Genomic DNA, 22,046 nt, shown 5'->3' with positions numbered 1-22,046 from the left:
CTTGATTGCTACTTTCATTGCTGAACAAACAATAAATGAATAAAAAATATTGTATACAATATAAATTCATTGTAGGGTGAATAGGTCTGACACAGACAAATCATCAATGGGAACTCAACAGGAATTAGAAATGCGTAACAATCAAAATAATACGCAGGCGATCCGTCATACCCTGGCTGCGAGTGCAATAGCGCTCGCATTAGGGAGCGCGGTGCCTGTACTTGCAGCGGACGGTAACAGTCTGGTTAGAGGTAATATCGTCAGTGGACAGGGCAGTGAGCTCAACGAAGTTGAACTGGTGTTTATTCATAAAGCTAAGGGGTTGACCTTCAGCACAACAACCAATGCTCAGGGTGAATATATCCTGCGTAACCTGCCAGTTGGTCAGTATCAGGTTACGATTAGCAAAGATGGTTTTGAGTCGGTTATGGAAGAACAGATTCAGGTAAACATCGGCCAGTCAGTGCTATTGGATGCACAACTTTATCGTGCAGGTGCCACTGATATTGAGCGTATTGCTGTGTCGGGTACCGCCATTCGTCGGGTCGATATGGCTTCATCAACTGCGGGTGTCACTTACACAGATGAGGAAATCAAAGCCATGCCCGTTAATACTGGTTTTGAAAGTATCGCATTGCTGGCTCCTGGTACTGCAGAGCCTGGAGGCTCAGACTTTAAAGGTGCGTCTAGCTTTGGTGGCTCCTCTTCAGCTGAAAATGGCTATTATTTTAACGGTCTGAATGTCACCAGTATTCGCACTGGCTTGGGGTCCATTCGTTTGCCCTGGGAGGCCATTGCGCAAACTCAGGTTAAAACAGGGGGTGTCAGCCCAGAATTTGGGGGCGCACTCGGTGGGATTGTGAATGCAGTATCTAAATCCGGTGATAACGATTTCAAATTAGGTGTCGAAATGCGCTATGACCCGAATAGTCTGCGAGACCAGCATGACTCTATCTACCAGAGTAATGGTGTTGTGGGTTATGACACCAATACTCAGCAGTCAGACGAGTCCTTTAAGGAAATTCAGGTATGGGCCAGCGGCGCGTTGATTGAAGATTCGTTGTTCTTCTATGGATTACTGGCTCCACGCAGAGAAAACCATACCTGGGCAAGACAAACTGTCTACAACGATCGTGATCGCGAAGAAGATCGCTGGTTTGCTAAGTTAGACTGGTTTATCAGTGAAGACCACTCCGTGGGCTTTTCAGCGATGAACAACAAACGGACCTGGGATACCACATCCTATGGATATGACTGGGAAACCAATGTAATAGGTGAGCAACGCGGTGTTGCTGCCCCCGGCGAAGACGGCGGCAAAGTATACAGTCTTAATTACAACGGTTATATCAATGATTTTTTCTCAGTCTCCGCTGTATTGGGTCGGGTATCGGAAAATGTCGAAAACGTGGTCGCATCTACAGAGCCGGGCGTGTGGGATGAGCGTGATGGCTTTGTCACCGTGTCGTCTCATACCGCGAGTAGTGTCACAGAAGAAGAGTTTGTGCGCGATCAGTTTAAACTCGATTTTACCTGGGATCTCGAAATGCACTCTGTGTCATTTGGTCTGGATTACAGCAAGATCACGGTTGACTATTATGAAGGTCAAAATGGCTTAGGTGAGGCACAGGGGTGGTGGACTATCTTAACCGCGTCAGAAGGCGATATTTCTGGTGCGCCACAGGGCACGGATTACATTGAGCGCCGGGTGCGCACCAGAGAGGTGGATTCTGACTCGACTGCACTGGCATTCTATGTAAACGACAGCTGGCAGGCGACGGATAATCTGGTACTGAATTTGGGCTTCAGATACAGCGAATTTGAAAACACGGTTTCCGATGGGCGTGCTTTCGTTGATATGAAAAATCAGTTTGCACCCAGATTGCAAGCCATTTATGACTTACATGGTGATGGCAGTGCAAAAATCTTTGCAACTTATGGTCGTTATTTTCAGCCCGTCTCGGTCAATATGAACGTGACACAAGGGTCTTCTTCCATTGAATGGTTTGAGTATTATGCATTGGACGAAGTGGATGCCAATGGACTGCCAGTACTGGGGGCAGATGGCTCTCCCAGCCGAGGTGCACAGTTGCGCGATCGCTACTGGCGTCAACGCGGTATTACGGAACCCGGATTGATTGCTTCATCAAGCTTAAAACCCATGTACTCAGATGAATTCACTCTGGGTTATCAGCAAGAAGTGTTCGGCGATATGGCACTGGGTATTCGTGCTATTTATCGGGATCTGGGACGTAGCGTAGAAGATACCGACGTGGGCCCAGTGTTAGCGAAAAAGCTGGCTGAAATGGGAATTTCAGACAATGTCGGGCAAAGTTCCTACTATGTGCTGAATAACCCGGGCGAAGCCATTACCATGAGCTATGACTTCGACGGTGATGGTCAGGTGGATGAGATAAACCTGAGTGCAGAGGAGCTGGCATTACAACAAGCTAAGCGTAAGTATCTGGCGTTGGAGTTTACGCTGGAAGGCAGTATCACCGATCGTTTGAGGATCAACTCATCTTATACCTGGTCTCATAGCTACGGGAATACCGAAGGATTAGTCAAAACTGACAATAATCAGGCGGATCCAGGTTGGACGACATCATATGATTATGCCGATTTGATGGACAATGGTTACGGCAATTTGCCTAATGATCACCGCCACGCGTTTAAGTTTGCCGGTGCATATGAACTGACTGATGAGTTGACATTGGGGATGGTTGCACGCGCCATTTCAGGCCGCCCGACCAACTATTTATCTTTGCACCCCCGTAATGTTGATAGCTGTAAGAACGGCAGCCCCTGGGATGCGTGTGTGAGCCGGGATTACGGTCATGTTAGCCATTATGATGAGAACGGCAATGCGGCGCCGCGAGGCAGCATTGATACCTTACCTTGGTTGACCAACATAGATTTATCCATGACTTACAACACTGAAATTTCAGGTCATGATTTGATGCTCAAAGCCACAGTATACAACCTGCTGAATAACGATGCTGCGTTGGACATCACCGAAACGAGAACACGAAATAGCTCGGTAGAAGGTCAGGAACTGGAGCTCAATCCAGATTATGGTCTGGTGACCCGCCGTCAGGAGGAGCGCTACATTTCCCTGGTTGCTCGTTTTACTTTTTGATCGTTTGTTTCCCTGGTTAGTCGGGCTTCGTGCCCGGCTTTTCTTTATGGAGAAGTGATGAAATTAGATTTTAGCCGGTGTCAGATGCCACAACACTGGACACAAGTAACAGCATTGGACATGCATACGGCTGGCGAACCGCTGCGTATTATTACCTCAGGTGTGCCTGAGCCGAAAGGGAATAACATGGCAGACAAACGCCTGTATTGCCTGACGCACTATGAAGACATGCGCAAAATGCTGATGTTTGAGCCACGCGGACATGCAGATATGTATGGTGCGTTGCTGACAGAGCCGCAGCGTGCAGACAGCGCCTTTGGCGTCTTGTTTATGCACAATGAGGGGTATTCCACCATGTGTGGTCATGCGGTAATTGCGTTGACTGAGTTGGTAAGAACCCAAAGCTCAGAGACTGTGGGCGAGCATCAGTTGAAAATGGATACGCCTGCGGGGCAGATCTGCGCGTTTTATTCTGGCGACAAAAAACAGGTTGGATTTTACAACGTCGCGTCTTTCGTTTGTCAGCTGAATGTGCCGGTAATACTGGCCGGAATGCGCACTGTGTACTGTGATATTGCATTTGGTGGTGCTTATTATGCGTATGTCGACGCTGATCAACTCGATCTGGCTCTGAGCCTGCGAAATAGTGAAGAGATCATTAGTCTGGGCAGGAAAATAAAACGCGCATTAGCAGGCAAGGTTCAACTTGAACACCCTGAAGACATGTCGTTGGGTTTCTTATATGGCGTTGTGTTTTATTCCAATTTACAGGTGAGCGGGTCACATTGCCATAGTCGTCATGTGTGTATTTTTGCTGATGGTTCGCTAGATCGCAGCCCCACAGGGACAGGTGTTAGCGGCAGAGCCGCATTGCTGGCTGCACGGGGAGCGCTTGGCAGGGGCGAGACTATCTATATTGAAGGGATTCTGGCATCCGGATTTGATGTCGGTATCGATGCGGTTTGTCAGTATGGTGGTCGGGATGCGGTGCGACCAAAAGTAACAGGCGAAGCATATGTCACCGGGGAACATACATTTTGGCTGGATCCTGACGATCCAATTCAACAAGGATTTATTCTACGATGAATCAGTATCTACAACGACAAACTAAATTACGCAATTTGCTGAAGTCATCCGGATATCAGGGCATGGTGGTATTCGGCTACGAAAATATCCGTTACTTGTGCGGGTTTAGCGGACATGCAGCAACGTTGTTGCTCAGCCTTGAGCAATGTCAGCTGATCACAGACTACCGCTATTATGAGCGTGCGCAGGCTGAAACGCAGCAGGCTGAAGTCATATTGAGACACAGAGACACTGAAAGCCTGGGTCAGTGCCTGAGTTGCTTATCCGCAGAGCTAAAGGCACTGGCATTTGATGCTGCACATATTGATGTAGGTCAGTGGCAAGAGATCAGCCGCGAGCTTTCTGGTCGTGTATTAACACCCTGCACAGGTTTTATTGAGCAATTACGACAAGTGAAAAGTGAGCAGGAAATTTCCTGCATTCGTCAGGCCGCTCAAATCGCTGATCAGGCATTGGCGGATACCTTGCCACTCGTGAAAGCAGGGATCAGTGAGCGCGACCTGGCCCTGGAGTTGGATTATCGTATGCAAAAGCTGGGGTCTGAGGGAGTATCTTTTGACACCATTCTCTTATTTGGCCCACGCAGTGCCTTGCCTCATGGTAACCCCTCGACGCAGAAGCTTCAGTATGGGGACTTAATCTTGGTTGATTTTGGGGCTGTTGTTGATGGCTATCGCTCTGATATGACCCGTACTTATGTCTACGGTAAACCCAGTGTGTCGCAGCGCAGCATGTTTGATACGGTACAAAGTGCCCAGCAAGCAGCGCTGGCAAGGGCCTGTGCAGGCGAAGACTGTCAGGTGCTCAATGCGGCTGCGCATGCGGTCATGATGAACAGTGATTTTGCCCAGTATGCAGGAGAAGGGCTGGGGCATGGTCTCGGGCTTTTTCTGCATGAACAGCCCTTCATCAAACCGGGCGTTGATTACCGCCTGGAACCAGGCAATGTGATCACCATTGAGCCCGGGATTTATATTCCAGACGTTGGTGGCGTAAGGCTGGAAGAAGATATTGTGATTACACACTCTGGCTATGAGTTGTTGACTCATACCCCACAAGATTTTGAGCTATAAAGGAGTCATTATGAAAGTGATAGAGCGAGAGCAGGTACAGCAGGCACTGAGTTTTCCCACTTTGATTGCTGCGCTGCAACGGGGGTTTGCGAGCGCGCATATCATGCCCAGGCGCAGTGTCTTTGAGCTGGATGCGCAGGCCACGCATCATGACGCTTTTGCTGTGCTGCCAGCATGGAATGACTCAGTGATAGGTGTTAAGGCTTTTACCTACTTTCCGGGCAATGAAGTACATGGCAAAGCCAGCCTGTATTCAAAAATCATGTTGTTTGGTCGTGAGCACGGTGAACCTTTGGCGTTGGTGGACGGCACTCAGGTGACTTTATGGCGCACGGCTGCTGTTTCTGCGCTCGCGGCATCTTATTTAGCCAGAGAAGACGCGAGGCACCTGGTGATGTTTGGTGCAGGGAAACTGGCACCTTATATGGTGCGTGCCCATCTGGCGGTAAGAAATTACGAGAAAGTGACGCTGGTTGCCCGAAATCCGGACAAAGGAGCAACCCTGAAAGCGACTCTGGCGCAGGACTTTCCCGAGGTCGACTTTGTGCTTGGCCAGAGTAGTGCGGGGCTCATAGGTTCAGCAGATGTAATTTGTGCTGCGACGGGCAGCCATACTCCGTTGTTTGACGGGCGTTGGCTGAGTCCGGGAACACATATAGATCTGATTGGGAATCATCATAAAGATGCGCGAGAGATTGATACCGCAACATTGCTTGCCAGCCGGGTATATGTTGACAGTAAAACCAATGTTCTGAATGAGGCTGGGGAATTGCTTATCCCTATTGCGGAAGGGGTGTTTAGTGCGGATCAAGTAGCAGGAGAGTTGGCCGACATGGCTCGGAAAAACTGTTTCCTGAGGCAGGATGGCAGTGAAATTACGTTGTTTAAATCGGTTGGTACTGCGCTCAGTGATTTGCTGGCCGCTAAACTGGTGCTGGAGCAAAGTTAAGATGTGGAAATCGACAAGGAGGAATAAACAACGTTGTCGTATGTGTCCAATCATTGGGCTGGTGGTTGTGAATGATAAACGCTTGCTTAATCCGCTGGTTTGCCATCAGGCGCATATGTTGGTGACGTATCAATACGATGGGCAACCCAGGAGCGATACCTTGCTGTATGATCCGATTTTGCTTGAACGATTCAAGTCAGGCCAGTCATGTCAGGTGCTTGCTGATGGTCAGGGTATTGTTCAGGCTTAACACTTTCAAACACTCTCTCACTGAAAGGTACGCAAAGACTTTATACACTTTACCCGAATAAAATAAACACAGTCAGGGTAAATATTATGAAAAACTGGATAGCATTCTCTTTGGTCGCCGTATTCGCAAGTGGCTGCGCGCATCACAACAACGTCCGTCCGTCAGCAGATGGCAAGCACTATGTGAACTTGACAGCAGAAACCAGAGAGGCGGCAGGCAAGGAAGCACTGGAACAGGCAAACCATTATTGCGATGAACAAGAACGTGGTCACGCCTATATTCAAAATGAAGATATTACCTATATGGGGTCAATGCCCGAGCAGGAATATCTGCAAAAGCGTAATATCGCAACGGCGGTTGAAGCAGCTGGTACGGCGATGTGGATTTTGGGTGAAAATGCCGTAGATGATGTGGGCGCAGCCATGAGCATTGGCGGTGGTATTGCAGAAGATTCAATGGGCGAACCGTATCAAATCACTTTGGCATTCAGCTGTAAGTAACCCTATGCCTGAGATAAAAGCGGGCCTTTGATACTCGGTTCTTACTCTGATTTATCACCCGCTCTGGCTCTGGCTGGAGTCCAAAGGTTGTTGTTTTTTAGAGCGATTTGGTTACACTATTAACAAGTCGTTAGATATTGTACCAGGCATTTGCATGCTCACCCGGGTTGCTCATTTTTCACTTCTATTGGTTATCCTACTGTGCTGGCAGGGGCAGTCTTTTGGTGCCACCGAAGCACAGAAGCCAATCAATATCGCGGTTGTGGGCAAGACCAAAAACGACAGCTTTTATCAGCAATCTCACAAAGGTTGTCAGCGCTTTGCCCGGGACTATCCAAATGTGCATTGCATTTATGATGGTGCGGATGACTATCAGGACGTCAGAACACAGGTATTGATTGTCAAAGAGTTGATCCGAAAGGGCATTGACGGATTACTTATCTCCACCACGGATTCTCAGTTTCTAGTTGATGGCGCGCTCAAATTGGCAGCAAAACATGCCGTCCCGGTTATTACTTTTGACTCCGATCTGCTTTCAGAGCACGAAGCCTACCGGCTCGCGTATGTCGGCACCAATAATTTTGACTTCGGTAAAGCGCTGGGTGAAGAGGCTAAGCGTTTTAAAGTCGAACTACAGCAGTACATATGCCTGCAATCAGGGCACCAGACGACCCCAAACCTGAACCAACGTATTGCGGGTGTTCGCTATGCGTTGTCCGGTCAAAGCACGAAGAGACTGTCAGGTGAAAATGGGTGGGTTGAACATTATCGCTGTCCGTTGTTTACATTTGGCAGACGGGCTGATGCATTGGATCAGCTCGTTACTATGATGAAATACCCTGATCCCCCCATTTTTCTTGCTGTTGCCGGGTTTGCGCAGTTTAATCCTGATTACATCACTCGCATGGCACAGTTCAAATCCCTTATTGCTGATAAGAAGCGGGTGATCATTTCCGCTGATACTGAAAACAGCCAGCTCAAGGCGCTGCAAAGAGGGTTGTCAGTGACCAATATCGGGCAGAAGCCCTTTGAAATGGGGCGTCTTGGTGCTGAGCTTCTGCATCAATTTATTACGCGAGGCACTGCACCTGCTCAATCCCACTATTTTTTGGATTTTCATTATTGCAATAAAGGAAATTCGGATACTTGTACAACCAACCATTGATATTTACCTTAGTGATACTAAAATAATTTAATAAACATAATCTTAAATGCTCGGTAGGTAGATGAAGAAGTCCTTGTTATTGTTGCTGTTGTTATGCAACAACGCGTTCGCCGGGCCCTTGCAATTTGTGTCAATTAATTACCTGATTGAGCAGGAAGTGGGCCGTCTGGTTTTACCTGAAATCTATCAAAAGCTGAATGTGTCAATTGTCATTACACCTTATCCGGGGAAGCGTGCACAGCAGCTGGTACGCAGCGGAAAAAGACATGGTGAAATCATGCGCATTTTTAGCTACGGTAACGAAAACCCTCACACCGTTCGCGTTCCTACGCCGTATTATACGTTAGAGACAATGGCATTTATTCGCAATGATGGCAAAGTTAACATCCAAAGTGAACAAGACTTAAGCCGGTACCGAATTGCCAAAGTGCGTGGTGTAAAACACACCAACAATATCACTGACGGGATGCCCCGAGTCGAGGACACTGATACCACAATCCAGGCGCTTAATCTGGTATCCAAGGGGTTGGCTGACGTTGCGCTGACCAATCGCATTGATGGTTTGGTGATGCTGGCACAGGCGGGGATTGAAAATGTCATACCCCATCAGCGCAGCTTTCGTGAACTCGCGCTCTATCACTATATTCATAAAGATCAGCAACATTGGGTCGAAGAAGTGGATGCCGTATTGCGTGGCATGAAGCAAAGCGGTGAACTGGCAGAGTTAATAAGAAAAGCAGAGAACCAGGTTATCACGCAGCACTGTCGGCAAAGCACAACGGCGACTGCACTATGCCAACAGCATATGCTTCACGAGGAAGATTGAGCAGCGCGATTGGCGCGCCAATGGCGTATCTTATTGCCAAAGCTGAGCTTTAAGCGCCAGTAAACAATCACAAGTAAGATGAGCAGGCCCGGTAGCTCTAACATACCTGAGTCGACAAAAGACTGTGGTAGCATCTTGGCGGCACCTTGTGACACAAATGAGCCGACCGATATAAACAAGGCAAAGCACATTCTCCATAAATGACGCATCAATCGCGGTGTGGAGGCAAGCCCTTGCGCATACACCAGGCGCATGTCGCCAATAAAAGACAGTGCGGCGAGTAGTGCAAAAAAGTAGTAGTCATAGACACTGATGCCATGTTTTATTTCAGCCTGGCTGGTGCCCGCCTGATTGCTGAAGTAAACACAAGCAATCACAATCAGCAGGGAGCACACGGGAAATGTGTAGTCAAACCTTCCCTGTGTATTAGGTGCAGATTTGACGGCCAGCCACCCCGACAGAACCAGGTAGGTTGTAAAGATGCCAGCGATGGCGGTGATGATCATAGGCTGTAGTATTGCGATCATTGTACCGCTGACAGCCATTATCAGCATGGTATAGACAAACCATGTCCCTGCCGAAGCGTGCAGTGACTTTCCTTTTGCTACGGCGATAGCGGTTGCACCGGCGGCAATGGCAACACTCCCTGTGATTATGTGCGCAAGCATAGTGAATGTAATCTGTTCCATCTTATGATCCTGTATATTGCGATGTGGTTGAGTTGCACTTTATACTGACTAGTCAAAGACTGTCGTCCGATACTAAAGGTTAGGACATGGATAATAATTATAAGTATTTAATTCATGGGGTTGAGTGATTTTGTTTGAGGCTGAATTAGCGTTTGTCTACACCTTTTTACTCGGTGCTGTGGGGCTGGCTTTGACCGTGTTAATTGACAGGGCGAGGCGCTGGCATTGCTATCGGGCGCTGGTACTGTTTCTTTTTTCGCTGCTTGTTATTTTGTCGGGTCCGTTTGTCTTTACACATTATCCGTCAGCCCAATATATCTATATCGCAGCTATCGTGCCTGCCTGGTTGCTGTTGTTTCCTTGCTTTTATTTATACACTCAAGCTTTAACATCACCCGTCCCCTGGCAATTTAATCGCGCTAGTATGTGGCATTTTATCCCAGCCTGCGTTTCATGTGTGCTGTCAGCGAGCCTGATACAATTGCCTGAGTCCGCGCTATTTGCCATTTTCTTTGCAGAGGGGGACGTCGAGCTGACGGCCGATGCACGTTTTACAGTCTGGCTGATCATTGCCTTGATGCTGTTTTGGCCGGTGCAAAGTTTGCTTTATGTGCTCAAAGCCTGGCGCAAGGTGATGAATTACAGACGTAAGTTGCAAGCGGTATTTTCAAACACCCAGGAACGTGAACTGAACTGGTTAGTTGTGGTACTGATATTGATGTTATTTACCTGGTGCTGGCTGGCATTGACACTTTTTCAGGATTTAAGTGCGCAACCCACGTTACTGCGTGAAGGGGGTATAGCAGTCCTGAGCACTATTAGCATTTGGTTTGTGCTGTTTTGGTCATTACGGCAAAAACCAGGTTTTGACAAAATCTATGGTTTCACCGAGCAGCTTGATGTGACAGGCGATGAGCATCGTGTTGTGACTAAGGAGCGTAGCGAAGTTAAATACCAGCACTCAGCGCTGAGCGACGAGAAGTCAAAACGCATTGCACAGAAGATCCATCGCGCGGTGGTGGCTGAGCAACTTTACCTGGATCCCGATCTGACTCTATACAGACTGGCTGAGTCTATCGGAGTATCAGCCAATTATGTGTCTCAAACCCTGAATCAGACCGTGGGACAATCGTTTTTTGATTATATCAATAAGGCACGGATTGACGCAGCGATTAAGCTGCTGCTGGCTGATGATAAGACTGTACTGGACATTGCTATGGCGGTCGGCTTTAACGCGCGCTCGTCTTTTTATAAGGCATTTAAAGCACATACAGGAATGACACCGGGTGAATATAAAAAAACGGTACGTGCCAGCAGGTAGATATTTCAGTGTATAAATTTTGTTGCATTTTGGTTGATTTAATTTGTTGTGTTTCTAGGGTTCAAGGGCTAACGTAAATGTGGCGATTAAATAAACAAGGAAACAAAAAATGAAAGTGAAAATAAATAAGCTGAAAAACCTTTCTGGCAATAACCGTTTATCTGCTAATCAAACACCTCAGGTGGCAGGTGGTAAGCATATTGAAATTACTAACTACAGACAGTGTGTTGCCAGTGAACCTAACTGGGGTTGCACAGGCGGTGCGTGTCGGGATTGATAACCGGCAATTGCTAGCCTCAGCGTCTTATTGCGACGCTGAGGTGCTGGCTTATTAAAGCAGCTGCATTAAACCGCAGATTAAAATGGCCTTTAAAATGTAAACCAATGGTTTAGCGTTTAATCAGTAAATCCGGTAGCGGCACGACAATCTTTTGTTTATTCACAGGCTCATCGGCCAGAAACCTGCGGATGGTTTGTGTGACCTCTGGTGAGCGCATAAACAGATTGTGACCTGCATTTTCTATTATTACCTGTGTAACGCGACTAAAGTTTTTGACAGCCTCTCGCTGGCTCTGCGGGTACGTGCGCCCATCTAGAGAACCTGAAAGCACTAATGTTGGTACATCAGATACTGGCGGGGTTCTAAACTCATCACCTAAGTCAAGTCTGTCGATCACGCCCTGAAGTTGTGGCATTGGAAAGTTTAGATACGGGCCAAGCAAAGCTGAACCGCTTTGGCGATTCACTTGTTCCAGCCGTTGCTGTGTAATCCCCGATGCAATGTCCATGGCCAATGGCATCAGTCTGAAGCTAATTTGTGCTTCGCGAAAATAACCTCTGTTTGCGATGTGCTGCAGTGGCTCAATGACCCCCATATCCAAAGCCCGGTAAAGTGCCAACAGGCGTTTCAGGCCTCGATGTGGATCGGCTATCATCCCAGATGCCAGACGCTGCATATGCCAGCGTTGAAACAGAAAACCTGTGTTCTTTCCTGTATCGTCAGAGATATGTAAGGTTATTGGCGCTGTTTCAAGGCGCTTATGGACTCTTCTGATCAGCCCGGCAACATCAGGGTAGAGCGCTTTGGCTTTTGATTGCGTGTTAATCGCATTCTGTACGCGGGCAAAGTAAGCGTCCGTCTGAGCTGGGAGTTTAACTGTCTGACCGAGCCCCTCGACACTGGCTAGTATCAGCTTATCCAGATTGTTGGGCATGGTTTTGGTTGCAGCCAACGCCAGATGAGTACCATAACTGATCCCCCACAAAGTCAGTTTGTCCGCTTTTAGGTGACGTCTGAGGTCATTCAGATCTTTGGCACTTTGCTCTGTCGTATACCCCTTCATGTCTATTCCTTGATTTTGCCAGAACGCGGCACACTCAAGCGCAGCGCGTTGGTACAAGTGCGCCACTTCCTGATCTGTTTGTCGTTTAGCTAAAGGAGTGGAAATGCTTGACTGGCATGCTGGTAATTCATCGGATTTACCGGTACCACGCTGATCCAGTGCAATCACATCTCCAAATTCACGCAGAGCCATAAACAAAGGAAAGCGAAAGTTGGCATATTCAGCCGTTTTTATGCCAGAGCCGCCAGGTCCTCCGGCCAGGTAGATGATAGGGCTGCCTGGTGTTTTAGTGGTGGCAGGAAAACGTACATAATGAATGCGAATATCCCGGCTGTCAGCCTGGTTGCGGTTTTCCGCAACGGTGATAAATCCTGCAAAGGCTGCCACTTGTTGGTTGTCCTGGGTTTTGAAAGTAATAGCCTGTTCGTTGTCATACATCAGAGGGGGCAGCTCCTGAGCGAAAGTACCTGAGGTCACTATTGTGCTAAGGAATAGTAGTACGCGTATGATGTAACTGCGAAAGTGCGTGTATCTGAAGTCTTTCATAGTGATATTCTTGTTTGCTAATTGTGCCTCCAGTTAACCTTGTTCCATTCGAATTATCATGCGATATTCTATCAAATGTATTGATTTTAATAGTAATATCGACAAACGGTTGAATTCAACCGGTCAAAGGTCGAGGTGGGGGAAGTGTGCAGTATTGTGATAACCGGCATTTACAAGTCATATTTTGTACGCTGCTATTATTAGTGTCAGCTAATTCGCTAGCACTAGACTGGGCACACATAAATTATCAACAGATACGTGTCTGTCCGGGTGGTGAAGTAATACCAAATTTTGAAGATGATGCGTGCATAACACAGTCGTTTTTTAGTGCTGATCCACAGAGACGGGCTATCTGGATAGAAGCTTCGCTGCATTTGCCTGAACGCTGGCAAGAAGGCGCTGAACCACTTGCATTTTACTTGTTTGCGAAAGCCTCCAGCAAGGTTTATCTCAATGGCAGGCTGCTGGGCACTAATGGTCGTGTTTCGCTGGATGGCAAACATGAGCTTGCCGGGCGCATGGACACCCGCTTTTATGTGCCCCCTGACTTAATCAGAGCAGGTGAAAACCGGGTAGTGATACATTTGTCTTCCCACCAGAGTATCTTGCGCCTATCTTCCCCTTTACATTTGGCGGCGCTGGGCAAGTATCAAAACAGCACTGATTACTTTGGCATTGAGCCGTATATGCAACTCAGTGTGCTATGTATCCTGTTACTTGGAGGGCTGTATTTGCTGATACTAAGGTTAAGCCCTTTGCGGGCAAAGATCCCTTCCGGCTTGATTTGGTTAATTGGTATCGCAGTTGTTCAGCTAGCCGTTGAACAACTGCGTGGCTGGTCCAGTTACCTGTATCCTTTGCATGACGTCAGACTAGTACTGATCTTAGTTTGTGCCATGACCTTTGGCTTTGGGCTACTGGTATATTTACTGCGTCTGTGTCAGTTCGATATCAAAGCAAAGCTGAGCGTTCTGGCTGCGGGTATGGGTCTCACCTTTATATTGGTATTTTTTAGTCCCGGGTTTGACTTAAAAACGACGCTGGCCGTGACGATTCCTGCGCTTGCCGGGGTGGGGGTTGTGTGCTGGTACTATTATCGGCATCGTACCGGCAAAGCTTTATTATTTGCTGCAGCATTGTGTGTTTTTGTTATGGCAGCAATGCTGAGCTTGCAATCGTTCCACAGTCTGCTTTTCTACGTTATGGTAACCCTATTGCTGGGCGTACTATTGGGGATGCATATTCGCCAACTGGGCGAACTTCAGATACAAACCATGGCGGATCAACAGGCCATTGCCAAGTTGCAGGTGAAACTTGCCCAACTGAATAAAACGGGCAGGCAGCAGTATCTCACGCTGACTTTTGGTAGTGCAACTGAGCGAATTGATGTCGGACAGATATTGTGGTGCCGCGCTGCGGGCGATTATGTTGAGTTACATCTGGATGGAGGCGGTGAGCGCCTGTATTCGGGAACACTGAAAAGCCTGATTGATAAACTACCTGGCACATTCATGCAGGTCCACAGATCTTACCTGGTTGATTTAGATAAGGTCAGGCGAATTACGCTAAATAAGGATAAAACGGAATCTGGATATGCGTTTCTTTATCTCAGTGATGGTAATCGCGTGCCCGTCAGTCGGCGTTTGCTAGGTCAGGTGAGGGGATCTATTGAGTGAAATAAAGTGTGCTACCAGGCGGTGCTGGTAGCACAGATGTCGAATTAGTCGATTAAATCTTCTACGCCGACGATAACCCAAGGCGCATCGCCTTGTGTCTTTCTTTCCAGGTGCCAAACTTCGTGAATTGGCTCTTCCTGCTTATCGCCAAGGTCACGATATTTACCTTTGAACATGACACTGACTTCCCAGGCGACCGGTGTGGTTTCTGCACGTACCAGCTGAGCATCAACAAACATCACTTCGGTTGCTACCTCACCGTGTTTTACACGGTCCTGTTTAAACTCTTCAACCAGCTCCGGGCTCAGGTACTCGGCCAGGGTCGCAAAGTCACTCTGGTTCCAGGCATTCTGAACTGTGTGATAGTGGTCACGGGCGCCTTGCAAGAAGCCATTTACATCAAAATCTGCAGGCAGGTTAAAGGGGACCTGTTCCTGCTGTTGACCAAATCCACCGCTCACTGGGGCCGATTGTGGTTGCTGGCGAAATTGTGGTTGCTGGCTTTGCGGTTGCCCACCATTGTTTTGGCCAAAGTTGCCACCACCAAAGTTACCACCTTGCGGCATACCTGCCATATGGGGTTGTTGGCGTTTGGTCATAAAGGATTTGATCACCTTGAACAACACAAAAGCCAGGATGGCAAACAAGATCATTTCCATAAACTGGAAGCCTTCAAAGTCATCGCCCATCATGGCCGCGATCAGGCCGCCGGCAAGTAAGCCACCCAGTACGCCTGCCATGATGCCCTTTTTATTGGACTTAGGTTTAGCGGTATTAGGTGCCAGAGTCTTAGTATCGACTTGTTTTTTTTGTGCTGTGGTGCTGGTTGCGTGGGTTTTACCCGCGCTTTTCTTGCTGCCGAATTTTTTCCGTGCTTCTGCACTGAAGCTGGTAGATACCAGAACGGCAATGAGTGTCATTAAAACAACAAATTGTTTCATGGTGTTCCTCTGAGTTTTAGTTCTGAACGCATTGTAGTTAATCAATGCGGTGAAGCGAAGCGATTTCAAGCGCCTACTCCAGCAATATGGCTAGATTTATGCGTAAGATTTTGAAATATAATGGCTTTTTATGGTTTTTGATTAGCGTCGAAATATTCTTGCTAATTGCTCGAAAATATCTGTTATAACTGTGCTTATTATCAGCTATTTGTTCTCAAACTTGGGGAAATGATCAAACCTCAGCACCCATAACCTGTCTGGGGCTGAGGTATTAATCTGCAAGTGGCGCTTACAACCAACGCAGTGATTCAGTCACGGCGGTTTGATACTGCTCCAGTGGGGTATCGAGATTTGCTACTAAAATGGTGTCAGCGCGATCTCCGGGTTTGATACTGCCGCTGAAGCGCTCATCAGCAAAACGTTCATTTTTGCTCTCGGCATCATCACTATCGGTTGGCACGATAAAAACAGTGACCGGCCCATGATCTGACTGGAAGATCAGGTGTAAGCTGCGTTGTCCTTTAAAATTACAAAATGTCGCGTAGGTCACTTTGCCAGGCATAGCTTCAAGCTTGCCACCAAACATCGCCAGTTTCTCGTTGACTTCCTGAAGTTGCACCTCGCGTGTTAATGCGAGCGCTTCGGCTTCGTAATACACGTGCTGTAAGGCATGTTCGCCAGCATGTAATGGTGCATGGACTGACGTAGCGAAGTATAAGGATACCGCAAGTAAAGCCGAAGCTGCCGTGGCAAGCGGCGCTTTGAAGCGTCGGTACCAGGCGAGTTGTTTGACTTCGGTGGTCTGCTGCATCGAGGTATCTGCATCTGCTTGCTGTTTCGCCAGGATTTTCTGTGCTAAATCATCGGGCACAGAAATATCTAACGCACTATGCAGTGTCGCATCAAAATCTTGCATCTCTTTGACGAGACGCTGTTTGGCCGGATCGGTGTCTGCCTGAGCAACTACATCCTTATCATTGGGATCGGCAAACAAGCGGCGGCGAAATTCGAGTTCATCCATCAGTTTGATGCCCCTTTTGCTGTTTCGGTCACTTGTGTTAAAGCCTCTTTCAATTGGTTTCTGGCACGGTAAAGCCTGGTCATCACAGTATTCTTGTTGAGTTCCAGGATCTGTGCGATTTCTTCGCCGGAGCAACCCATCACGACTTGCAATAACAGTGGTTCACGGTACTCAGATGACAATAAGCTGATCTGTTTTTGGATCATCATTTGCTCAGTCTGTGAGTCGGGTGACGCACTGCTGGTATCAATCAGGGTATCCTGCTCAACATCGGCATAATCAAATTGTTTGCGTTCAAAGCGGCGCGCATTCTCACGCCGCAATATGGTTAATAACCAGGACTTGGCGGCGCTGTCGTCCTGCAAAGCGTCAAGTGAACGCCAGGCGCGCAAAAAGGTTTCCTGAACCAAATCCTCAGCAATGGTCGGGTCCTGGCACAACCAATAAGCAAAGCGATAAAGCTCCTTGTTGTAGACCTGGACCAGACTTTCGTAACGTTTTTGTTTTGTGGTCATGCTAATAAGACCTTGTCTCTAGCAAAGTTATTTCATCAAACCGAAGAAAAATTAATACAACGGTTCAAGATGCTGTTTTTTAGAGCTTTTAACCTGCTTATGTTGTGCCGCTAACAGGCGATACAGCAACACCAGATCAACATTCTCCTGCTTGGCACTATAGAGCGCGCCTTGCAACTTTGCAATTTCGTTTTGCAACTCTTGGCTAAGTTGGTGACGCCAGGTATGAAGTTGCACATGGCCTTGAGCATGGGCAAGGGCTTTTAGCCCCTGGTAGCAGGCGGCTAAATCAGCGGCTTTGACGGCACGTTTGATCTGCTGCAGTGCTTGGGTTTCGTCCGACGTTACTTGTGTCTGTTCGAGTGCCTTCACCTTGGCTGGCTTTGACTGGCGAGTCAGAAACCACATCACTAAGGTGACGAGCCACAATAGATAGCCTGACGCAAGCAATGCCCAGTCAAGCCAGGTTTTTTCTGCATTCTGGACGACAATCTGCGGCTCGAAGTCGGTATCTGCTTGCCTGGGGGCTTCAATAACGGGGGCTGGTACAACGGATACCTGGTTTGGATCGGCCTTCACCTCAATTGTGCGAGATGGCAAGGTTGCATATTGCACTTTGTTAATGACGGTATTAAACCAGGGCACTTTGATCTCTGGCAGAGTGTACGTCCCCGGCGTTTGAGGGAGTAGGGCGTAGGAGGCGATCAATTGAGAGATCACCCGACCATCACGGGTCATCTGTTTGCGATCAGTCTCATCTGGATAAGTTCTGAAACCATCTACATCAGGCACCTCTATGTCAGGCAGTTGTTCTTTAGTTACACCGAGTGCTGTGAGTGTCAGAGTACGTGTGATTGGTGTGCCGACCATGACGGCCTGGTCGCTTGGCTGCCATTCTTCGCTGAGGTTGACCAGTTCGCTGGGTAGCCAGGTGCCTGAGTAGGTGTCGGGGATTGGCTTGACCTCAACCTCAATGCTGTCACCCATCGCCGATACAGCCAGGCGACGGTAGCCTTCGCGTATTTGACCATTAAAGATGGGTGGCTCAAGTGTAAAGGTACCGCTTTTTTGCGGTTGGATCAGATACTCGCGAGTCACCACCATATAACGGCGACCATTGACGATTTCGTAGTCTTCACTTTGTTTGCCCAGCTGGGCAATTTGTGCCTCTTGCATTTGTGGCGCACTGAGCTGACCATCAAGCAGATCCTGACCTATATAGAGCTTCACTGTGTACAGCGCAGCTTGCTGCACATGTAATGTGTCTGGCTTGAGGGTCGTTTTAATAAAGAGGTTTTGTTGCGCTTCGCCATCTTGTTCGCGGGCAAGCACTTTGAGTTTGATAGGGCGGGACTGTTGGCCTGCTACCTCAAAGCTGGGAATGGTAAATTCGCCTGCTTTGCGCGACAACAGCTGCATTTGCCAACTGGTCGTGCTGCTCATGCTGCCATTGATGATGCTGGTTCTGGAGCTGGTGCTGATTGGGCTGGTGACAAACTGGCTACTTAGCCCGCTGGTGTCAGGGATCTGACCCGACACCTTACCGTTGGCTTCTATGGTCAATGTAAAGTATTCACCGACCAGCACTGGATTTTTGTCCACACTGGCGCTGAGTTGATCTACGGCCCAGACAGGCATCATTGTAATAAGTAAGATCACGGATCCCAGTAATCGCGTTACCATGATTTTTCGACTCCTCGCGGGTGACGCTGGCGCACCCGTTGTTGTGATTCTAATAACATTTTGTTGCGCAGCAAGATGGCCGGATCGTCCGGCACTTTACGTAGTAACTGGTCGAGTTGCTGCGCTTTTTCTTTCTCTTGTGGTGTCAGTGGGCGACTTTGCATCAGTTGCTGTGCGTGCTCCGACTGCTCCTCACCCTCAGCAGCCTGTTGCTGAGCTTGTTGTACAGACTGAGCGGCCCGCTCAGTCTGTTCCTGTTGCTCATTTTGTGCAGCAGATTGCGCCAGTTCAGGCGCATTGTCATTGTTTGATTGTTCAGCGCTATCTGAGTCCGAACTTTGCTGCTCTTGCGCGTCACTGTCAGATTGCTCGCCATTTTGCTGCTCGCCTTGCTGGTTACTTTGTTGCTGTTCACCACCTTGTTGTTGCTGCCCGCTTTCCTGCTGCTGGTCGCTTTGTTGATCATTACCTTGCTGCTGGTCATCCTGCTGTTGTTGCTGATCTTGTTGATCGCCAGATTGTTCCTGGTTGTCAGACTGATCGCCATTTTGCTGTTGTGACTCTTGTTGCTGGGCTTTTAGATCTTCAACAAGCTGCTTATTGTCCTGTGCTTGTGTGAAGTCAGGGTCCAGTTGCAAAGCCTGTTCATAGGCCGCAATGGCCTCGTCCAGTTGTCCTGATTTAGCCAGCGCATTGCCATAGTTGTACTGGCCAATGGCCGAAGTAGCGTGTTTAAGTTGTTCCGCTGCCTGCTCGTACTCACCGGCCTTGTATAAAGCGGTCCCTTTTAAAGCGGGATCCTGAGCACTCTGGGCTTGTTCGAAGTCACCTTGTTGGTATGACTCCAGTGCCTGTTGGTCCTGATTTTTAAACCAGTTACTCCAGTCTGCACTATATCCGACTTGCGGCTGTATCAGTGCCACGACTAAAATTGCCAGCGTAAGTGGCTGAGAGCGCATTAACCACAGCGCCAGCGGCACTATGATAAATAGCAGGTATTTACCAGCATCCAGATGCCAAAGAGCCTCACCAGGTTGCTCATTGCTGTCTAAGTCTGTCACTTTATTAGGGGCGAATGTTTTGATGTCGCTGTCGCTGTGCGTGTAAGTGGCATAGCGGCCTCCCTGGCGCGAGGCGAGGGCTGACAGACGCTCAGGGTAGAGTTTAGGAACTACAATTTGTCCATAGCGGTCTTTCAAAAAGCCCCCCTCGGGCAAGCCGATTGGTGCACCTTCTAATGTGCCGATACCATACACGTGGAGAGTATAATTTGTGCCGTTAAATAAATCTGAGATATCTGCCAGTTCGTCTTGCTCTACCTCATCGCTGATCAGGATAATTTCACCTTCTGCGTAACCGGCCTGATCGAGTAAGATCTTGGCCTGATCCAGGCCTGCCAGCACGTTAGCGCCTTTGCTGGGCATAATTTCAGGACTCAGGCTGGGCACCAGATTTTCTAGTGTTTTAATATCATCCGTTAATGGTGACACCACAAAGGCATCTCCTGCATAGGCAACCAGTGCCGTATCACCTTCGGTAAATTGACCAATCATATCCAGGGTTTTGAAGCGGGCCTGGGTCAGTCTGTTAGGCTGAATATCTGTGGCATACATTGAGTACGACATATCCATGACCAGTACCCGGGCTTGTTTGCTTTTAAAAACGGGTACCGTGTGCTTTTCAAAGCTGGGTCCTGCTGCGGCCAAAATACTGAGTAACAGCAACAGACTGACCAGCCAGGGTGTACTACTGCCTTGCTTTCGGGGGCCATCTTCCAATACAAACTGTGCAAGGTGTGGGGCGATCAGTTGGCCGTCGTTACTACGATGACGTTTAATCCACTGTATGCCTGTTAGCAGTAGCCAGGGAAGGAGCAACCACAACAAAGCGGGGCGAATAAAAATAAACTCGGTCATAGTGGCTTCACTCGCAATTGTCTGATGGCTTTACTGAGTAACGTCAGGCTCCATAACGCCAGCGCTATCAGTAAGGGGACATAAAAGAGCGACAGTCTGGGCCTGAAGGTTTGGTTTTCATCGGCTATCGGCTCAAGCTTATCGAGCTCCGCATAAATCTGCTGTAGCCCTTTCACGTCTTTGGCCCGGAAATACGCGCCACCGGTTTCAGAGGCGATGTGCTTGAGGGTATTCTCATCTATGCTGCTGCCAGTCATACCGCCCATGCCAAACAAACTAAACCCACCCTGGCCATCCGAACCGACGCCAACGGTATAGATTTTAATACCCTCTTCGCGGGCGAGGATCAGCGCTTCTTCCGGTTTCAGGTTACCGGCAGTATTCTGGCCATCGGTAAGCAGGATTAAAATACGGCTGCTTTGCTCTTTTTGGTTAAAGCGCTTAACCGATAACCCGATGGCGTCACCAATGGCGGTTGCGCGGCCAACCAGACCAATCTGTGCTTCGAGTAACATCTGGCTGACGGTTTGTAAATCCCGGGTCAGCGGGGTTTGCAAAAAGGCGGTATCGCCAAATAAGATCAGGCCCAGTCGGTCCCCCTGACGCTCAACGATGAAGTCAGACAAAACCGCTTTGACCACCGACAGACGGTCGACATATTTGCCCTGGTAAGCCATATCTTGCTCGGTCATCGAGCCAGACAAGTCAACGGCCAACATAATATCGCGCCCTTCGTTGGGCAAGGTAATGGGGTCATCAAGCCAGCTGGGGCCACTTAGTGCCACAACCAGGCATAACCAGATCAATGTCTCTAACACATTAACGCTGCGTTTCGGGCGAGCCATATTTTGCCCGGAGCCGCTTTGTTGCTGATAGCCGGGCATCCGTAAGCGGATCTGAGTTTGCGCAGTGGTTGGCTTGAAGCGCGCAATCAGCCAAGGCAGGGGAAGCAATAGCAGCGCCAGTGGCCAGTCAAGTTCAAACATTGACGGCCTCCTTCGTTTTGAAGGTTTTAATTGCCGACATCAGCTTAGTGCACGCCAGCGTCGGGTTGCTGCTGTATAAAGAATTGAGGTCCTGCTGATTAAATTGCTGGCCTGTGAGTTTGTTTAGTAACTTCAGCCACTGTGCTGTAGGTTGAGCTGCGTGCTCATTACCATAATAGTGTCGGGCTAGACGTTTGAGTATGCCGTGTAATGCCAGTGCATCCTGGGCATGTTGTTCACTCAGCTGAATGGCTTCGCGTTTGGCTGCATTATGCTGCCATTTTTTAACAGCCAGCCAGACACTAACGCTTACTATCAAAATGACTGCAATGATCACCGCCCAGCTGGCAGGGGTAAGCGGCCACCAGTCAACCTGCTCGGGTGGGATCACATCATGAAGCGCGTCTAAGGGGTTCTGCATCAT

The 22,046-nt window shown here is 48.5% G+C and carries 20 protein-coding genes; 11 read left to right on the top strand and 9 right to left on the bottom strand.

The window, feature by feature from the left end:
- Positions 1-130: 130 nt before the first annotated feature.
- From PRUB_RS15360 to PRUB_RS15325, 8 genes are all read left to right on the top strand, one after another.
- Positions 131-3,136, top strand: coding sequence for a TonB-dependent receptor (locus PRUB_RS15360; RefSeq protein ID WP_010382111.1), 3,006 nt, complete (start codon positions 131-133; stop codon positions 3,134-3,136).
- A gap of 57 nt (positions 3,137-3,193) precedes the next feature.
- Entirely contained in the window at positions 3,194-4,222 is a 1,029-nt protein-coding gene (locus PRUB_RS15355; protein ID WP_010382109.1) for a proline racemase family protein, read from the top strand.
- The gene (locus PRUB_RS15350) at positions 4,219-5,295 is read left to right on the top strand and encodes a M24 family metallopeptidase (RefSeq protein ID WP_010382106.1); all 1,077 of its coding nucleotides are present in this window, start codon (positions 4,219-4,221) and stop codon (positions 5,293-5,295) included. The genes PRUB_RS15355 and PRUB_RS15350 overlap by 4 nt, the downstream gene beginning before the upstream one ends.
- A 10-nt stretch (positions 5,296-5,305) precedes the next feature.
- Positions 5,306-6,244, top strand: a complete 939-nt coding sequence (gene lhpI, locus PRUB_RS15345) for a bifunctional Delta(1)-pyrroline-2-carboxylate/Delta(1)-piperideine-2-carboxylate reductase (RefSeq protein ID WP_010382104.1) — start codon at positions 5,306-5,308, stop codon at positions 6,242-6,244.
- 40 nt (positions 6,245-6,284) lie between these two features.
- Complete coding sequence (locus tag PRUB_RS15340) at positions 6,285-6,494, top strand: hypothetical protein (RefSeq protein WP_010382102.1); 210 nt, start codon at positions 6,285-6,287, stop codon at positions 6,492-6,494.
- A gap of 86 nt (positions 6,495-6,580) precedes the next feature.
- Complete coding sequence (locus tag PRUB_RS15335; protein WP_010382100.1) at positions 6,581-6,994, top strand: hypothetical protein; 414 nt, start codon at positions 6,581-6,583, stop codon at positions 6,992-6,994.
- A gap of 154 nt (positions 6,995-7,148) precedes the next feature.
- Complete coding sequence (locus PRUB_RS15330) at positions 7,149-8,159, top strand: substrate-binding domain-containing protein (protein ID WP_010382098.1); 1,011 nt, start codon at positions 7,149-7,151, stop codon at positions 8,157-8,159.
- Between the two features lie 61 nt (positions 8,160-8,220).
- On the top strand, positions 8,221-8,985 hold the full coding sequence (locus PRUB_RS15325) for a substrate-binding periplasmic protein (protein WP_010382096.1): 765 nt from the start codon (positions 8,221-8,223) through the stop codon (positions 8,983-8,985).
- Here the strand turns inward: PRUB_RS15325 and PRUB_RS15320 are convergent.
- Positions 8,970-9,674, bottom strand: coding sequence for a hypothetical protein (locus PRUB_RS15320; protein WP_010382094.1), 705 nt, complete (start codon positions 9,672-9,674; stop codon positions 8,970-8,972). The genes PRUB_RS15325 and PRUB_RS15320 overlap by 16 nt on opposite strands.
- A 124-nt stretch (positions 9,675-9,798) precedes the next feature.
- Here PRUB_RS15320 and PRUB_RS15315 point away from each other — a divergent pair, with 124 nt between their 5' ends.
- Positions 9,799-10,995, top strand: a complete 1,197-nt coding sequence (locus tag PRUB_RS15315) for a helix-turn-helix domain-containing protein (RefSeq protein ID WP_010382091.1) — start codon at positions 9,799-9,801, stop codon at positions 10,993-10,995.
- A 109-nt stretch (positions 10,996-11,104) separates the two neighbouring features.
- Positions 11,105-11,272 (top strand): hypothetical protein, encoded by a 168-nt coding sequence (locus tag PRUB_RS15310; protein WP_155946189.1) that lies wholly within the window; start codon positions 11,105-11,107, stop codon positions 11,270-11,272.
- A gap of 112 nt (positions 11,273-11,384) precedes the next feature.
- On the opposite strand, the gene PRUB_RS15305 is transcribed toward PRUB_RS15310, so the two are convergent.
- Complete coding sequence (locus tag PRUB_RS15305) at positions 11,385-12,884, bottom strand: alpha/beta hydrolase (RefSeq protein WP_040644444.1); 1,500 nt, start codon at positions 12,882-12,884, stop codon at positions 11,385-11,387.
- Positions 12,885-13,030: 146 nt separating this feature from the next.
- On the opposite strand from PRUB_RS15305, the gene PRUB_RS15300 reads away from it, so the two are divergent.
- A complete protein-coding gene (locus PRUB_RS15300) occupies positions 13,031-14,560 on the top strand; it encodes a LytR/AlgR family response regulator transcription factor (RefSeq protein WP_010382085.1) in 1,530 nt (509 codons plus the stop codon).
- 44 nt (positions 14,561-14,604) lie between these two features.
- Here PRUB_RS15300 and PRUB_RS15295 read toward each other — a convergent pair whose 3' ends face one another.
- From PRUB_RS15295 to PRUB_RS15265, 7 genes are all read right to left on the bottom strand, one after another.
- A complete protein-coding gene (locus PRUB_RS15295; protein WP_010382082.1) occupies positions 14,605-15,501 on the bottom strand; it encodes a Tim44 domain-containing protein in 897 nt (298 codons plus the stop codon).
- Between the two features lie 289 nt (positions 15,502-15,790).
- Positions 15,791-16,522, bottom strand: a complete 732-nt coding sequence (locus PRUB_RS15290) for a DUF3379 family protein (RefSeq protein ID WP_010382080.1) — start codon at positions 16,520-16,522, stop codon at positions 15,791-15,793.
- Positions 16,522-17,037: a sigma-70 family RNA polymerase sigma factor gene (locus PRUB_RS15285; RefSeq protein WP_010382077.1), complete on the bottom strand. Its 516-nt coding sequence runs from the start codon at positions 17,035-17,037 to the stop codon at positions 16,522-16,524. The genes PRUB_RS15290 and PRUB_RS15285 overlap by 1 nt, the downstream gene beginning before the upstream one ends.
- 51 nt (positions 17,038-17,088) lie before the next feature.
- Complete coding sequence (locus PRUB_RS15280; protein WP_010382074.1) at positions 17,089-18,720, bottom strand: BatD family protein; 1,632 nt, start codon at positions 18,718-18,720, stop codon at positions 17,089-17,091.
- Positions 18,714-20,636: a vWA domain-containing protein gene (locus PRUB_RS15275; protein ID WP_010382073.1), complete on the bottom strand. Its 1,923-nt coding sequence runs from the start codon at positions 20,634-20,636 to the stop codon at positions 18,714-18,716. Before PRUB_RS15275 ends, PRUB_RS15280 begins: the two co-directional genes overlap by 7 nt.
- Positions 20,633-21,622: a vWA domain-containing protein gene (locus PRUB_RS15270; RefSeq protein ID WP_010382070.1), complete on the bottom strand. Its 990-nt coding sequence runs from the start codon at positions 21,620-21,622 to the stop codon at positions 20,633-20,635. The genes PRUB_RS15275 and PRUB_RS15270 overlap by 4 nt, the downstream gene beginning before the upstream one ends.
- Positions 21,615-22,043 (bottom strand): DUF4381 domain-containing protein, encoded by a 429-nt coding sequence (locus PRUB_RS15265; protein ID WP_010382068.1) that lies wholly within the window; start codon positions 22,041-22,043, stop codon positions 21,615-21,617. The genes PRUB_RS15270 and PRUB_RS15265 overlap by 8 nt, the downstream gene beginning before the upstream one ends.
- Positions 22,044-22,046: the final 3 nt, after the last annotated feature.

Origin of the sequence: Pseudoalteromonas rubra (assembly GCF_000238295.3) — a bacterium.
GTDB classification, from domain to species: domain Bacteria; phylum Pseudomonadota; class Gammaproteobacteria; order Enterobacterales; family Alteromonadaceae; genus Pseudoalteromonas; species Pseudoalteromonas rubra.
Note: the sequence above shows the minus strand (reverse complement) of the source record. Positions and strands in the feature narration are given on the sequence as shown.

What these genes read in the sequence shown, in the direction of transcription:
- PRUB_RS15360 (WP_010382111.1), top strand. Translation starts at nt 131, where the DNA reads ATGCGTAACAATCAAAATAATACGCAGGCGATCCGTCATACCCTGGCT.
- PRUB_RS15355 (WP_010382109.1), top strand. Translation starts at nt 3,194, where the DNA reads ATGAAATTAGATTTTAGCCGGTGTCAGATGCCACAACACTGGACACAA.
- PRUB_RS15350 (WP_010382106.1), top strand. Translation starts at nt 4,219, where the DNA reads ATGAATCAGTATCTACAACGACAAACTAAATTACGCAATTTGCTGAAG.
- lhpI (WP_010382104.1), top strand. Translation starts at nt 5,306, where the DNA reads ATGAAAGTGATAGAGCGAGAGCAGGTACAGCAGGCACTGAGTTTTCCC.
- PRUB_RS15340 (WP_010382102.1), top strand. Translation starts at nt 6,285, where the DNA reads ATGTGTCCAATCATTGGGCTGGTGGTTGTGAATGATAAACGCTTGCTT.
- PRUB_RS15335 (WP_010382100.1), top strand. Translation starts at nt 6,581, where the DNA reads ATGAAAAACTGGATAGCATTCTCTTTGGTCGCCGTATTCGCAAGTGGC.
- PRUB_RS15330 (WP_010382098.1), top strand. Translation starts at nt 7,149, where the DNA reads ATGCTCACCCGGGTTGCTCATTTTTCACTTCTATTGGTTATCCTACTG.
- PRUB_RS15325 (WP_010382096.1), top strand. Translation starts at nt 8,221, where the DNA reads ATGAAGAAGTCCTTGTTATTGTTGCTGTTGTTATGCAACAACGCGTTC.
- PRUB_RS15320 (WP_010382094.1), bottom strand. Translation starts at nt 9,674, where the DNA reads ATGGAACAGATTACATTCACTATGCTTGCGCACATAATCACAGGGAGT.
- PRUB_RS15310 (WP_155946189.1), top strand. Translation starts at nt 11,105, where the DNA reads ATGAAAGTGAAAATAAATAAGCTGAAAAACCTTTCTGGCAATAACCGT.
- PRUB_RS15305 (WP_040644444.1), bottom strand. Translation starts at nt 12,884, where the DNA reads ATGAAAGACTTCAGATACACGCACTTTCGCAGTTACATCATACGCGTA.
- PRUB_RS15295 (WP_010382082.1), bottom strand. Translation starts at nt 15,501, where the DNA reads ATGAAACAATTTGTTGTTTTAATGACACTCATTGCCGTTCTGGTATCT.
- PRUB_RS15290 (WP_010382080.1), bottom strand. Translation starts at nt 16,522, where the DNA reads ATGGATGAACTCGAATTTCGCCGCCGCTTGTTTGCCGATCCCAATGAT.
- PRUB_RS15285 (WP_010382077.1), bottom strand. Translation starts at nt 17,037, where the DNA reads ATGACCACAAAACAAAAACGTTACGAAAGTCTGGTCCAGGTCTACAAC.
- PRUB_RS15280 (WP_010382074.1), bottom strand. Translation starts at nt 18,720, where the DNA reads ATGGTAACGCGATTACTGGGATCCGTGATCTTACTTATTACAATGATG.
- PRUB_RS15275 (WP_010382073.1), bottom strand. Translation starts at nt 20,636, where the DNA reads ATGACCGAGTTTATTTTTATTCGCCCCGCTTTGTTGTGGTTGCTCCTT.
- PRUB_RS15270 (WP_010382070.1), bottom strand. Translation starts at nt 21,622, where the DNA reads ATGTTTGAACTTGACTGGCCACTGGCGCTGCTATTGCTTCCCCTGCCT.
- PRUB_RS15265 (WP_010382068.1), bottom strand. Translation starts at nt 22,043, where the DNA reads ATGCAGAACCCCTTAGACGCGCTTCATGATGTGATCCCACCCGAGCAG.